At 63.2% G+C, this 14,536-nt stretch carries 6 protein-coding genes; 2 read left to right on the top strand and 4 right to left on the bottom strand.

The annotated features are described in order from the left end of the window. Positions 1 to 29: 29 nt before the first annotated feature. Positions 30 to 4,661, bottom strand: a complete 4,632-nt coding sequence (locus ACMGGG_RS07370; protein WP_414155137.1) for an Ig-like domain-containing protein — start codon at positions 4,659 to 4,661, stop codon at positions 30 to 32. A gap of 490 nt (positions 4,662 to 5,151) precedes the next feature. On the opposite strand from ACMGGG_RS07370, the gene ACMGGG_RS07365 reads away from it, so the two are divergent. Next, entirely contained in the window at positions 5,152 to 6,228 is a 1,077-nt protein-coding gene (locus ACMGGG_RS07365) for an autotransporter domain-containing protein (RefSeq protein ID WP_414155136.1), read from the top strand. Positions 6,229 to 6,273: 45 nt separating this feature from the next. Here ACMGGG_RS07365 and glgB read toward each other — a convergent pair whose 3' ends face one another. The 3 genes from glgB to ACMGGG_RS07350 all read right to left on the bottom strand — a co-directional run bounded on the left by glgB (position 6,274) and on the right by ACMGGG_RS07350 (position 14,121). After that, the gene (gene glgB / locus ACMGGG_RS07360) at positions 6,274 to 8,484 is read right to left on the bottom strand and encodes a 1,4-alpha-glucan branching protein GlgB (RefSeq protein ID WP_414155135.1); all 2,211 of its coding nucleotides are present in this window, start codon (positions 8,482 to 8,484) and stop codon (positions 6,274 to 6,276) included. A gap of 181 nt (positions 8,485 to 8,665) precedes the next feature. Beyond that, entirely contained in the window at positions 8,666 to 11,977 is a 3,312-nt protein-coding gene (gene treS / locus ACMGGG_RS07355) for a maltose alpha-D-glucosyltransferase (protein ID WP_414155134.1), read from the bottom strand. A gap of 110 nt (positions 11,978 to 12,087) precedes the next feature. Beyond that, positions 12,088 to 14,121, bottom strand: coding sequence for an alpha-1,4-glucan--maltose-1-phosphate maltosyltransferase (locus ACMGGG_RS07350; RefSeq protein ID WP_414155133.1), 2,034 nt, complete (start codon positions 14,119 to 14,121; stop codon positions 12,088 to 12,090). Between the two features lie 139 nt (positions 14,122 to 14,260). On the opposite strand from ACMGGG_RS07350, the gene ACMGGG_RS07345 reads away from it, so the two are divergent. After that, complete coding sequence (locus ACMGGG_RS07345) at positions 14,261 to 14,422, top strand: hypothetical protein (RefSeq protein ID WP_172964780.1); 162 nt, start codon at positions 14,261 to 14,263, stop codon at positions 14,420 to 14,422. Positions 14,423 to 14,536 lie beyond the last annotated feature (114 nt).

Raw genomic sequence — 14,536 nt, 5'->3', positions numbered from 1 at the left:
CAAAAGCTCGAAAGTCGATGGCGCTGCAGTCATTTCCGTATTCCCTTGATCACGACATCGGTCAGGTTCGACGGATAAGCGGTGTCATAGGAGAACCCGAACTTCAGCCCTACATCCGTCTTCAGCGCCACGGGCCGACTGGTGATGGTCCAGGTCACGCCGTCGTTGCCCAGTTCGTTGTCGGCACCTGGCGCAGGCGAGATCACCAAGCCCAACGAAGCTGCCGAGTTGCGACCACTGACGTGAAGAGACATCGGCTGGCCGATCAGCGAATGGCCGGCAGCTACGCGATAGGTCAAGGTGTACTTCGTTTCCCCTTCGGAAGGCGGCGTAATGACGATCTCCCCCTCCAACGGTTTGCCGTCGAATTCGATCATCAACCCGAGGGGCTCGAGGAAGGTCACCTGATCGAAGGCATGGGACTGCTCCTTGCCCCAGCTTGCGGTTACCGTACGCTGGCCAGTCGTGGTGCTTTTGAGATCGAAGCGGGCAATACCATCGCTGCCTGTCAAGCTGACAGCGGGCTCGGCCACACGAGTGCCACCTTCACTGACGCTCCAGGTGATGGGGTAGCGCGCCACGGGGATGCCATCGGTGGTGGCGATATGAATTTCATACTCCACCGTGCTGATGCCATCGGCCAACGGCCAGCTCCCGATCTTCCTGTGCTGCCGTATCGTCGCATCGGCAAGCACGTCGAACTCGAGATCCTTGCTGTGATAGGCCTCTGCGGTTTCGCCGGCGGTACTGAGGGTCACGGTCACCTTCACCCGCCCAGCCGTACCGACCTGCAGTACGGCTGTACCCAGCCCGGCTGCATCAGAGGTTTGGTCGGCACTGACCAGTTCGCCCCCTTCACACGACCAGGACATCGCCTGACCAGCGACCGGCTCACCATCGAGCCCCAGGACTCTGGCCTGAACCGTGATCGGCTCGTCCACCACCAACGCAGATTGCAGTACGAGCGAATTGACGTAGGGCCTGTCGGCGAAGCCAACCTGCACCACTGTGACGTCATCGGGCTTGCCGGCGTACCAGGCACGGATCACGCCCGAGCCTGGCTCCCGGCTTCTCAGCGCAATCCGGCTGTAGCCAGTGTGATCAGTCAGGGTTTCACCTGTGTTGTCCACAAAGTAGCCGATGGTGGTAGACCAATTGACCAGACGATCCACCCCATCATTGTCATAACGGTCTACGAGCAGGGCAGCCAAGCGATAAATGCCTTGTCCGCCTGCGAGTTCCAGAGGCGTCGTGTTACCCGGTCGCCCTTCGATTCTGAGCACTCGCACCGTCTCTTCGTCACAGTCGATCACCACCGGCGGCGCGAACGCCTTGCCATCGAGCAGGTAGCTGGCCTGCACATGGGCACTGCCCATCTTCGTACCTGCCTGCAGTCGCACCTTGGCCACGCCCTCTTCGTCGGTGTAGCTGGAATGGGACTGCAAAATCCCGAGATCGGTGGACCAGGTGATGCGAATATCTGAAACCGGCTCGTTGTTCATATCGAGCAGTTTCAAGGCCACCGTGGTTTCCTGATCAGGCGCGCGTGCGATAAGGCGTGTTTCACTCACGGTGCAGCGCGAGGCCAGGCTCTGACGCAGCTCTGCCTCGTTCCCGCGCTCCGCGCTGTCGCTCTCAAGGCTGCTGAGCATCTCTTGTGCGGCATCGCGATAGTCCTGCGTGCCCGAATAGGCGGTCAGCCTGCTGAGTTTCATCAGTGATTCAGCACTCAGCCCCGTGGTGTCGCTCAGCAGCTTGGTGTCGACCACGATGCGCAACTGAGCCAGATCGCGAACGATGCCATCCGGCGAGACCCGGGCCGCCACGTCCAGCACCTCACGGATCCCCCAGTCCAGCCAGGCCGCGATACGCTGGGCAGCCGCGTCCCTGAGCAGGCGCTGTTCATTTGCGCTCAGATCCTTCAATTCCTCGATTGCCGAGAAATAGCCCAGCAGTTGTGCTTCCGATTGCTTGGCCAGACGCAGGCCACGGGCGTAGCGTTCAAGGTGGTAGAGCGTGTGCAAGGACAAGTCGAAGGCGTCGATGCCGAACCGTGCGCGATGCGCGCGTATCAGCAGGCTGGAGAACAACGTGGGCGTCAACTCGAAACGTGTCGCGATTTGTGCGCAGCGCTGCATCCGCTGCACCAGCCCCAGCATGGCCTTCATGGCATTGGACTGGGATTGCTGCGGGTCGAAGGCCACCGCGCTCTCCAGCAGTTGGTGCACTGTGCCCTCGGCCCAGTAGACCATCGGGATCGCCATGTCGGCATTGACCCTCAGAAGCTGTGAAAGACTCTGCTGAACGACGCCCCACTGCTGCGAACGAATGCGCAGGACCACGCCGAGAATAATGCCGGTCAGGCGCTCCTTTTCAGCGCTGTCCATATCGACCAACGGGCTTTGGCCGGCGCTGGCCAACTGATCGACCGCCGTCTCGATTTCCCGCTCGGCAAATTGCTCGTACTGCTCAGGGTCGAAGTCCTGTTCAGGGTCGCCAGTGTCCGCCAACAGGCCGTTCTCATCGACGACCTGCCCCAAGGCTTTGAGCCACTCACCTGCGGGCAGGGTCAGAACACCGGCATCCAGCAACGCCTGCTCGAAGGCCTGGAAAGGTAGCAACTGAGTCTTGAGTTCGCCGAACAGTGCAGAGATTTCCTGGGGCACCACATCGGGCGTCTCGACCGGCAGCAACTGCTGCACCAGCCAGCTGATCGGCAGGTCCTGCTCCTGACACCAGAGCACGCAGTGGCTGATGGCATGGATGACGCTAAGGGTGTCGGTCTGGGCAAAGCTGCGGTACATGGCATTCTGCGGTGCTCCCCCCAGTTGCAAGGCATAAAGCCCCTCGGGGCTCAGGGTTTCCAACAGTGCCAGCAGCTCGATGGTGGTGATCGAAAGCAGACGGGCCAGCATCGTCACACGATAGAAGGCACTGACCACGCGCACAGAGCGCTGCAATTTGTCGCCCCCTTGCCCCTGCATCACCAGACGCGACAGGTAACGGAACGTCTGCACGTTGATGCCCAGCCCGCGGCATAACTGGTCGACGGTACGTTTGCTCGCGACATCGTCTCCCGAGAGGCTGAAGTCGCTGCCGTCGAGCACCAGACGCGAAGTAGGGTCGCTGTTGAATACCCGGTCGAAATGGCTCGCAGTCGCGCCAATGCCGTGAACGGCCATATCCGAGAGCAGAACGGAAAAGTCTTCAGCGCTGCAGGCAAAGCGCTCTCGCAAGAACTGGAACACACCCAAGGCCCGATGGGTGTTGACCGTCATCCATAGCGGCGAGTCATCGGACTTGATGCGCCTGACTTCGGCGACAGCGCGCTTTTCCGCATCGATTGCCGCACACACCACCTGGTCGGCCTGGGCATAGGTCAGCTTCAACGCGGTAGCCACGCGCACCAGGCGTTGGATGCGGTCAAAACGCATGTCGGACAAGTTTTCGAAGGTGTGCCGCTGTGGGTCCTGCGCATCGCTGACAACCCCCACCGGCGCGGCCCCGCCGCTGTTGATGAAGCGCGCGACGAACAGGGCCGGCGATACCTCCTCGGCCAGCACATTGCGGGTCACGTTGTCCGAACGCGTGGGGGCATAGGCCGCCAGACCGAACAACGACTCCATCTCGTCCTGACTGATCTGCAGCACCTGACAGAAGCTCACCACCTTATGCAGGTGCATGGCATTCGGCACTCCGAAGTTGTCCTCGTAGAACGCCTTGTACCGCTCTCCGGGCTCATCGGCCTGTGTCTTCGGCCCAGGACTCTGCGCATTGCCGCCCTGCGACGCCGCGGTGCCGAAGTAGGGAGCCTCGATCAGCAGGGCACGCAGCACCGGGCCAAGCGTAGCTTCCTGCTGCAGCGCGGCATCGGACCAGGGTGAATGCGCACCGGCCTGGATGAAGTAAGGACTGTCGATATCCGACAGGCGTGCCACATCGCCCATCAGCAGCGAGTTATGCGACAGCACCGTGTGGATCTGCTCCCAATACGCTTCATAGGGGAACTGTTTGATGGGATAGCGAACCTTGAGCAGCTTGTCTTCAGTCGCTGTGCGGTCACTGTCCGCTTGCTGGCGATGCTCTTCGATCAGCTGTTCCAGGACATGGACGATCACCTCGACCTGCGGCAGTTCACGGTTCATGAACGCCTCATCGATCAGGCGCTCGAACAGATCAGGGCGCCGCGTTTTCAGCGTCAGGATCATATCGGCATCGCCCTGGGCCTCGACGTGCTCCTGAATGAACGTCAGTAGATCGATGAGGTAGGCCACTGGCGAGGTGGTGGCATCCACGGCTTGCGGATGTGCGTTATTGCCCCAACTGGGCAAGAACTGATTTTCGAAGGTGGGGCCTCTGGACAAGTCCAGAGGGCCTCTCAGCTCATCCGAGGGGCGGCGCGCCGAGGCACTCAGGCGCTTTTCCCGGAAAGCACGCATCATCGCCGCTGCTGCAACATTCAGACGCCCCTTGAGTCGCCGGGCTTCGTCGCTGTGCAAGCCCGGATAATGCGCCATCAGCGCATCGGTCGTCTTGCACTGCAGGTCGATGATCGAGTCTTGTTCCAGGGTCGCTGGGGCGATTTTGACTTTGATTCCCGGCTCGGTGTCCAGCAGTCTCTCAAGCAGACCAACTTGTTTGCGGCTCTGGCGTTTAGCCATGGCGTCCCCCGGGCGGTGCTTAGCGTGAGCGAACGAAGCAGGCCTGTGTATACGTTGGCCCTTTCGTTGATGTCACTGGATGCTAGATACAAATACGCCCGCACGAAACTGACAGAAATAACAGGTAGCCAGCCGGGAAAAGAACCGCCGATACAGCAAAAACCTCGGCTAGCAATGTTTCGGCATAACCCAACCCAGGCAAAGAACCCACATTGCTAAACGAACAATAATCACGTTTTAATTCAGCACGTTATCTGTCACAACACAATTTTCTCATCCCGCCAACATTTTCTTGACGCAATGCGCCCGCTCTCCTTAGCTGAACATAACGCCCACTGCGAAAACTTCGCGCCGAGCTTTCTGGCCCGCGTCTTTACGCGCGCCAGCAGACTTCCGCGTGCTGGTTTGTGTCGCCCCCTGTTTCTTGTCGTACAGCTCGTGACAACAGGCCAGGCCTTGGCTGTTACCCACAAGAAACAGGAGATCCGCCATGAAACGAGCATCGAACCCTTTGCGTTTCGACCGGCTGTTCTGCGCGGTTTCCACGTCGCTGCTTCTGGCAACCCCGGTGGAAACCTTTGCGCTTGGTCTTGACGAAGACACCCCTTTCGCCAACCTGATGCAGCCACCGGCGGTACCGCTGCTGTCGCTCAATCCGGTGAGCGCCAGTGGTCTGGGGATGGGCACGCTGCAGGCGTTCTCCGAGCGCATGAGCGCGCGCCACGGGAACGTGCCGATGGATCTGGTCGCCAGCCAATGGGCGCAATTCTTCCCCGGCGCTGCGCAACCGGCCTCCGCGCCACCGGCCCGACTGGAGGCGCCCAGCCAGCAACTGATGATCGGCCCGGACCTGTTCGTACGCGAGACCGCCAGCGGCAACGTGCACCGCGCCGGGGTGTTCGTCGGCCACAACACTCTGCAGAGCAGCTTCAACGGCATGCGTCCGCTGCTCGGTGACAAGCAGCGCAACGCGGTCAACCTCAGCGGCGAGAGCCTGGGCGTTTACTGGAGCATGACCCACGACCAGGGCTGGCATGTGGATGCGGTGGCCATGGGCACGCGCATCGACGTCAACGGCCGCAGCCAGAGCGGCCAGCGCCTGGACGACAGCGGCCATGCGATGACCTTCTCGGTCGAGGGTGGTTTCCCCATCGGCCTGGGCAACCACTGGGTGATCGAGCCGCAGGCGCAGTTGATCAACCAGCAGTTCTTCCCCGGTAACCAGGCCCAGGCCGAGACCCTGCAGGCATTCGACAGCCAGCCGAGCTGGAGTGGCCGGGTGGGCGCGAAACTGTCGGGGCGCTACGAAGTGCGCGGCATGCCGATCGAACCCTACGTGCGGACCAACGTCTGGTACGACTTCAACGACAGCGACGCGGTGAAACTGGATCAGGTCGACAAGATCTCCAGCTCGCGCAGTGCAGCGACCGTGGAACTGGGCCTGGGCTTGGTGGCGCGGGTCACGCCGACGGTGGCGCTGTTCGTCAGTGCCGACTACAGCAGTGATGTGGATGACAATGACCTCAATGGGCTGATCGGAAGCCTTGGGGTACGGATGCGCTGGTGATCAACCAGTACGGCGCATCCCCCTCCAGGAGGATGCGCCGCGACATCAGGCGGGCTTCATGACCAGAACCCCTAAAGGCGGCAGGTTCAAAGCCAGCGACAGCGGCTGCCCATGGCTTGCCACCGCCTCGCCGGCCACCGCCCCGAGATTGCCGACATTGCTCCCGGCATACAGCTCTGCGTCGCTGTTGAGCAACTCGACCCAGCGCTCGCCGAACGGCACACCGATGCGATAGCCCTCACGCGGCACCGGGGTGAAGTTGGCCACCACCAGCAGCGGCTCGCCGGCACTGCTCCAGCGCAGCCAGGCATAGACGCTGTTAGCGGCATCGTCGCCGATCAGCCACTGGAAGCCCTGGGGCTGGCAATCCTGCTCGTGCAGGGCCGGCAGTTCGCGGTAGAGCCGGTTCAGATCGCCCACCAGCTTCTGAACGCCCTGGTGCTCGGAATACTGCAACAGGTACCAATCCAGTTGCTGGTCGTGGTTCCACTCGCGCCACTGGCCGAACTCGCAGCCCATGAACAGCAGTTTCTTGCCCGGGTGCATCCACATGAACGTCAGGTAGGCGCGCAGGTTGGCGAATTTCTGCCAGCGATCGCCGGGCATCTTGTCGATCAGCGAATGCTTGCCGTGTACCACTTCATCGTGGGAGATGGGCAGGATGAAATGCTCGGAGTAGGCGTAGATCAGGCCGAAGCTCATCTCGTTGTGGTGATGGGCGCGGTGCACGGGATCGTTCTGGATGTAGTGCAAGGTGTCGTGCATCCAGCCCATGTTCCACTTGTAGGCGAAGCCCAGGCCGCCCTGCTGCGTGGGTTGGCTGACACCTGGCCAGGCAGTGGACTCTTCGGCAATGATCAGCGCACCGGGCGCCTCGTGCAGCGCGATGTCGTTGAGCTGACGAATGAAGTCGATCGCCTCGAGGTTCTCACGCCCCCCATAGCGATTGGGCACCCACTCGCCGGCCTTGCGCGAGTAGTCGCGGTACAGCATCGAGGCCACGGCATCGACGCGCAGGCCGTCGATGTGGAAGTGCTTGAGCCAGTGCAACGCCGAGGCGAGCATGAAGCCTCGCACCTCGTTGCGCCCGAGGTTGTAGATCAGCGTGTTCCAGTCCTGGTGAAACCCTTCGAGCGGGTTGTCGTACTCGTACAGTGCGGTGCCGTCGAAGCGCGCCAGGCCGTGCTCGTCGGTGGGGAAATGCGCTGGCACCCAGTCGAGGATCACGCCGATGCCGCCCTGGTGGCAGGCATCGATGAAGGCAGCAAAATCTTCCGCACTGCCGTAGCGGGAGGTGGGTGCGAACAGCGACAGCGGCTGGTAGCCCCAGGAGCCACCGAAGGGATGCTCCATGATCGGCAGCAGCTCGATATGGGTGAAACCCAGTTCTTGCACATAGGGCACCAGGCGCTCGGCCAGCTCGCGCCAGTTGTAGAAGCGCGCGACCTCACCGGCTTCGTCCAGCTCGCAGCGCCAGGAGCCAGCGTGCAGTTCGTAAATGGACAACGGTGCGCTATAGGCATGGCGTTGGGCACGTTGCTCCATCCACTGCTGGTCGCGCCAGTCGTGGCTGAGCGCACCTGCGACCTTCGAGGCCGTGCTGGGCGGCAGTTCGGTGGCGCGGGCCAGCGGGTCGGCCTTCAGCGGCAGTACGCCGTGCGCCCCCAGCACTTCGAACTTGTAGGTTTCGCCCACGCCCAGGCGCGGGATGAACAGCTCCCACACCCCGGCATCGTGGCGCAGGCGCATGGGATGGCGACGGCCGTCCCAGTTGTTGAAGTCGCCCACTACCGAGACGCGCCGGGCGTTGGGCGCCCAGACCGAGAAGCACACGCCGTCGATGCCGTCGACCTGGATGGGCTGGGCACCGAAGCGCCCGGACAGGTCACGATGATTGCCCTCGGCGAACAGGTACAGGTCCATGTCGCCAAGCTGCGGGCCGAAGCTGTAGGGATCCTCGGTGATCTGCTCACCTCCGGCCCAGCCGATCTGCAGCAGGTAGGGCTGGCGCTCGTCCAGGTACGCGCTGAACAGGCCCGGCAGGCTGCCCTGCTCCATCTCGGCGAGAATGCGCCCGTCGTGACGCGCCAACACCCGGGCGTTCAAGGCGCCTGGCAGGAAGGCGCGGATGACTTCGTCGCCCGCCCCGTCGACGTGCGGGCCAAGCACCGCGAACGGATCTGCGTGCGCGGCGCTGGCCAGGGCGTCGAGATCGCGTTGGCGAAGGCCGCCGTTGCTACGCATTGATGCATTCATCTCACTGCCCCTTTCCATATTCCATATATTTTTCAAAGTAACGCAGTGCCGGGCACGGGCTGCGCCCATGATCGCGGGACGAGCCCGCTCCCACCCCTGCACAACAGTACCTGTTGGAGCGGGCTCGTCCCGCGATCACCGGCGCAGCCGGTGCCAGGCAACACTGCCTTCCCTACAGGGTTCATGCTTCGCCCCAAGTACTGATCAACCCATGCAGACCATGCAAAGGCACGGCCAGCCAGCCGGGTCGGTTATCGGCTTCATAAGTGATTTCGTAGGCCGCCTTCTCCAGGCAGAACAGCTCCAGCGCCGCACGCTCGCCCTCGGCGTGCTGCCAGGCATGGGCAATGGCGGCGGTGGCCAGGCCGTAGGCTTCGACGAAGGCATGACGCGACTGATGCAGGTACTGCCGGGCAACCCGTTGACGAGCCTGGCGCGCAGCGTCGGAGAGGTCTACCGCCGAGGCGCTGCGCAAGATCATCGCTGCAGCATAGTCGAACGAGCGCAGCACGCCGCTGACATCCTTGTACGGGCTGTGCTTGGCCCGGCGCTCGTCCAACGGCCGTGCTGGCTCGCCTTCGAAATCGATCAGGTAGGCATCGCCTTGCACCACCAGTACCTGACCCAGATGCAGGTCGCCATGCACGCGCATCAGCAGGCCGCCCTGGGCCTGGCGTGCGAGCATCTCGATGTGCTGGGCAAGGCCCTCGCGTTGCTGTTGCAGGTCATCGACCAACGCCTGGCTTTCGCTGTCCAGTTGCTCACGATGCTGGGCCAGCAGCTCGAGGGCGCGGCTGAGCTCGGCATTGATCTGCAGGCCCCAGCGCTCACTGTCCTGGGTGTCGCTGGGGCGCGGTGCAAAGGCTTGATCGGCGGTAGGCGCGGCCAGCAAAAGGTGCATCTCTCCCAGTCGCTGCCCCAACAAGGTGGCGAAACCCGAGAGTTCCGACAAGGCATCGGTGTGCGCCTCGGCACTGCCCTGCGTGGGCTCCATCTCGTCGCGGATCGCTCGCTCCAGGGTGTTCTGGGTCCATGACCAGGCATCGCCCTGGTTACTCAGGTAACCCTGGGCAATCATCAGCAGGTGGGATTGCGCCTGCTCATCCACACGACTGACCCAGGCCAGCAGCGGCGAGATATTGGCAAAGCCGGCCGCGGTGAGGTAGGCGCTCATTTCCAGCTCCGGGTGAATGCCGGGATTGACCCGTCGGATCAGTTTGAGCACCACGCGCTCACCGATCACCACCGAACTGTTGGACTGCTCGGCACTGAGGTAGCGCACCTCACTGTCCTCACCCAGCGCCAGGCCAGCGAGCTGCTCGGTACACTCGAAGCGCAGCTCGCCGGCGCTCGAGGGCAGGCGGGTGTCATCCTGACAGGCGCGCAACACGGCCCGCACGAACGACTCCTGCACGAAGGCATCGGTGATCAGCCCGACCTGTCGACCTCGGCGCACCCGCGACAACGCCAGCTGCTGGGGCAAGGCGCTGTGGATCTGCTCTTCAGGCAGCAGCCCGAACGGCAGTTGGTAATGGCTGGTCACACCGTCACTGAGCACCTCAAGCTCGCTGAGCAACACCGGGGTGGACGGCGTGCCGAAACGCACGCCATAGCGAATGCGCACCGCGTCTATCGGCCCTTCCTTGCCGGCGAACCAGCGCCGCTTGGGCAGGTACTGCGGCAGGATCGACGCCTGCAAGGTGTCTGCCGACGGGGCTTCGAGCAACTCCTCCAGACGCTTGCGCAGCACCAACGTGGTCAGTTCCGGCAAGCCTTCGGCAGGCTGGATGTGCCAGCTGGGCATGCGGTCGTGGGAGGCCAGCAGGAACCAGTAGAAGGCATACGGTGGCAGGGTCAGCAGGAACGGCAACTGGCCGATGGGCGGGAATGCGCTGCCTCCGAGCATTTCCACCGGCACCCGCTCGGCATATTGCGAGAGGTCCAGTTCGGCGGCCTGCGCCGCGCGCGAGACGTTGGCCACGCACAGGATGGTCTCGCTGTTGCCGTCGGCATCGGTGTACTCGCGCACGTAGGCGAGGATGCGCCGGTTGCTCGGGGTCAGCATCTTCAAGGTGCCGCGACCGAAGGCCTTCTGCTGCTTGCGCACCGCGAGCAGGCGCCGGTTCCAGTTGAGCAGCGAGTGCGGATCGTGGCTCTGGGCCTCGACATTCACCGTCTGGTAGCCATACAGCGGGTCCATGATCGGCGGCAGCACCAGGCGCTGCGGGTCGGCCTTGGAGAAGCCGCCGTTGCGGTCTGGCGACCATTGCATGGGTGTGCGCACCCCATCACGGTCACCGAGGTAGATGTTGTCGCCCATGCCCAGCTCGTCGCCGTAGTACAGCGTCGGAGTGCCGGGCATCGACAGCAGGAGGCTGGTCAGCAGTTCGATGCGCCTGCGGTCGCGCTGCAACAGCGGCGCCAGGCGCCGGCGGATACCCAGGTTGATGCGCGCGCGGCGGTCCTCGGCGTAGTAGTTCCACAGATAGTCGCGCTCGCGATCGGTGACCATCTCCAGGGTGAGCTCATCGTGGTTGCGCAGGAAGATCGCCCACTGGCAGTTGGCGGGAATCTCCGGGGTCTGGCGCAGGATGTCGGTGATCGGAAAGCGGTCCTCCATGGCCAGGGCCATGTACATGCGCGGCATCAACGGGAAATGGAAAGCCATGTGGCATTCGTCGCCATCGCCTTCGCCGAAGTACGGGCGGGTGTCTTCCGGCCACTGATTGGCCTCGGCCAGGAGCATGCGATCAGGGTAGTTGGCGTCGATCTCGGCGCGGATCGCCTTGAGCACGTCATGGGTCTCCGGCAGGTTCTCGTTATTGGTGCCGTCGCGTTCGATCAGGTACGGAATCGCGTCCAGACGCAGACCGTCGACACCCATGTCGAGCCAGAAGCGCATGACCCCGATCACCGCCTTCATCACCTGCGGGTTGTCGAAGTTCAGGTCCGGCTGGTGCGAGTAGAAGCGATGCCAGAAGTACTGGCCGGCGACCGGGTCCCAGGTCCAGTTGGACTTCTCGGTGTCGAGGAAGATGATCCGCGTGCCGTCGTACTTCTGGTCGTCGTCCGACCACACGTAGAAGTCCCGGGCCTTGCTGCCGCGCTTGGCGTGGCGGGCTCGCTGGAACCAGGGGTGCTGGTCGGAGGTGTGGTTGATGACCAGCTCGGTGATCACCCGCAGCCCGCGCTTGTGCGCCTCGGCGATGAAGCGCCGGGCGTCGGCCATGCTGCCATAGTCGGGGTGCACAGCCTTGTATTCGCCGATGTCATAGCCGTCGTCACGGCGCGGCGAGGGGTAGAACGGCAGCAGCCAGAGCGTGTTGACACCCAGCTCGGCGATATAGTCGAGCTTGCTGATCAGGCCGGCGAAATCCCCGATACCGTCGTTGTTGGAATCGAAAAACGACTTGATGTGCAACTGGTAGATCACCGCATCCTTGTACCACAGCGGGTCGTCGATGAAGGCTGCCGGGCGGGAACGCTTGGCCATGTGCGACTCCTTTCAATTCTGGGTTCGGCACGCCCCTGTGCAGGAGCGGCCTTGTGAGTGGCGGCAGGCTTGTCGGGTCACGCCCGCAAAAGCCCACCCCGGCAAAGGGATCAGCCGAGCTTGCTGATTCGCCAGATGCCGAACGGCTGGTGCCAAGGCTCGATGCGCATCCACTGGGTCTTGCCATGCCAGGTCCAGCGGTGCCCGGTCATCAGGTCTTCACCTTGCGTATCGGCGCTGTCATCGAGCCCCAGCTCCCACAGCGGCAGTTCGAAATGCGCTTCCTGGGCGTTGTACGGATCGAGGCTGATGGCGATCAGGATGAAGTTGTCGCGCTCGGGCGTGCGCTTGGCGAAATACAGGATCTGGTCGTTCCAACAGTTGAAGAAGGCCACGCCCAGGTGCGTCTGCAAGGCGCGGTTCTGTCGGCGGATGCGGTTGAGCTGGGCGATCTCGGCGACGATGTTGCCGGGCGCGGTGAAGTCGCGCGGGCGGATCTCGTACTTCTCCGAATCCAGGTACTCCTCCTTGCCCGGCAACGGCGTGCCCTCGCACAGCTCGAACCCCGAGTACATGCCCCACAGGCCCGAGCCCATGGTCGCCAGCGCCGCACGGATGAGAAAACCGGCGCGGCCGCTGGTCTGCAGGAAAAAGGGGTTGATGTCGGGGGTGTTGACGAAAAAGTTCGGCCGGTAGCACAGGCTCCACGGCGGCTGGTTGAGCTGTTCGAAGTACTCGCGCAACTCCTGCTTGGTATTGCGCCAGGTGAAATAGGTGTAGCTCTGCGCGTACCCGACCTTGCCCAGGCGCGCCATCATCGCCGGCCGGGTAAAGGCCTCGGCCAGGAAGATCACATCAGGGTACTGGCTGCGCACATTGGCGATCAGCCATTGCCAGAAAGGCAGCGGCTTGGTGTGCGGGTTGTCGACACGGAAGGTGCGTACGCCCTCCTCGACCCAACCAACCACCACATCGCGCAGTGCCAGCCACAACGAGGGGACGGCCTCGGGCGCATAGAAATCGACGTTGACGATGTCCTGGTATTTTTTCGGCGGGTTCTCGGCGTAGCGAATGGTGCCATCCGGGCGCCAGCTGAACCAGCCCGGGTGTTCGGTAAGCCAGGGGTGGTCCTGGGAACACTGGATGGCGAAGTCGAGGGCGATTTCCAAGCCGTGCTCGGCGGCGGCGGCGACCAGCCGACGGAAGTCTTCGCGGGTGCCCAGTTGCGGGTGGATGGCGTCGTGACCGCCGTCTGGGCTGCCGATGGCGTAGGGGCTGCCCGGATCGTCGGGGCCCGCCTGCAAGGCATTGTTGCGCCCCTTGCGGTGCCGCTTGCCGATGGGATGGATGGGCGGGAAGTACAACACGTCGAAGCCCATGTCGCGGATCATCGGCAGGCGCTGGTGCACATCGTCGAACGTGCCGTGGCGCGCCGGATCGTCAGTGACAGAGCGCGGGAACAGTTCGTACCAGCTGGCGAACAGGGCGCGCTCGCGGTCCACGTCCAGCGGCAGCTCGGGACTGCGGGTCAGGTAACTGCGGTGTTCGGCCTGGCTCATCAGGCTGGCGCTTTCGGGGCTCAGCAGCAACGCCACCTGATCGTCCGGTGCCAGCGTCGGCAAGCGCTGTTGCAACTGCTCGAGCTGCTCGCGCAACGGCCCTTCGCTGCGCTCGATGCCCTTACCCAGCAGCAGCCTGCCCTCCTCCAGCTCCAGCTTGACCTCGACACCGGCGTGATACTTCTTCTCGAGGTCGTGACAGTACGTGGCGTAGGGATCGATCCAGGCTTCGATGCCGAACAGGTGCAAGCCCAGCTCCACTGGGGTGAACTCGGCAACCCACAGGTCGTTGCCTGCCGAGGTCATCGGCACGCCATGCCAGTGCCGGCTGTGAGCCTGGCGCCAGTGCAAGACCACCGCCAGGCGGTCATGACCGTCGCTGTAGACCTTGCTGGTGACCTGCACCGCCTGTCCGCTTACCGCCTTGACCGCGAAAGTGCCGCCGTCGAGCACGGGCGTGGTGTCCTCGATCACGATGCGTGGCGCCAGCAAGGCCTGGGACAGGCTGATGGCCTGGTCGGGATGATCGTTGGCCTTGGGCACTTGCTCGAAAGGCGCTTTTGCGACGGGCTCATTACCGGACATCGAACCTTGCTCCCCTAAGCTGGTGGCGGTAAGGGTTCAGAGCCGTGGGTACGCGGTGGGTTCAAAAAAATTGAGCGAATGGCTGCAGCAATCGGTCGAAGCCTGCAGAACCTCTTCATCCACCGCGCGAGGTCAGGCCATGAACATTCCCATCCCACCGGAGACGCCCGATCCGAACATCGATGACCCGGCCCTGCCGCCGCCGGTGCCCGAGGAAGATCCGGACGAACTGCCGATCAAACCGACCGTGCCACCGACGGTAGGTGACCCGCCGAGCCAGGAGCCGCCGGTGAAGGCCTGAGCATAGACCAGGCCAGGTCACACAGGTGCACAATGATTCCGCCATATCGCTGGCCTGCCCGGCAGGCGGGCACTGCTGTATTCGACCAACAGCCGGGGCCGTTCAGTGCCCCTT

Source organism: Pseudomonas sp. BNK-44-b (assembly GCF_047456245.1).
Lineage (GTDB): Bacteria > Pseudomonadota > Gammaproteobacteria > Pseudomonadales > Pseudomonadaceae > Aquipseudomonas > Aquipseudomonas machongensis.
The sequence above is the reverse complement of the archived record's forward strand: the minus strand, read 5'-3'. Positions and strand labels throughout refer to the sequence as shown.

Bases quoted from the DNA above. Each gene is read 5' to 3' on its own strand.
- glgB (WP_414155135.1), bottom strand. From the start codon at position 8,484: ATGAATGCATCAATGCGTAGCAACGGCGGCCTTCGCCAACGCGATCTC.
- ACMGGG_RS07345 (WP_172964780.1), top strand. From the start codon at position 14,261: ATGAACATTCCCATCCCACCGGAGACGCCCGATCCGAACATCGATGAC.
- treS (WP_414155134.1), bottom strand. From the start codon at position 11,977: ATGGCCAAGCGTTCCCGCCCGGCAGCCTTCATCGACGACCCGCTGTGG.
- ACMGGG_RS07370 (WP_414155137.1), bottom strand. From the start codon at position 4,661: ATGGCTAAACGCCAGAGCCGCAAACAAGTTGGTCTGCTTGAGAGACTG.
- ACMGGG_RS07365 (WP_414155136.1), top strand. From the start codon at position 5,152: ATGAAACGAGCATCGAACCCTTTGCGTTTCGACCGGCTGTTCTGCGCG.
- ACMGGG_RS07350 (WP_414155133.1), bottom strand. From the start codon at position 14,121: ATGTCCGGTAATGAGCCCGTCGCAAAAGCGCCTTTCGAGCAAGTGCCC.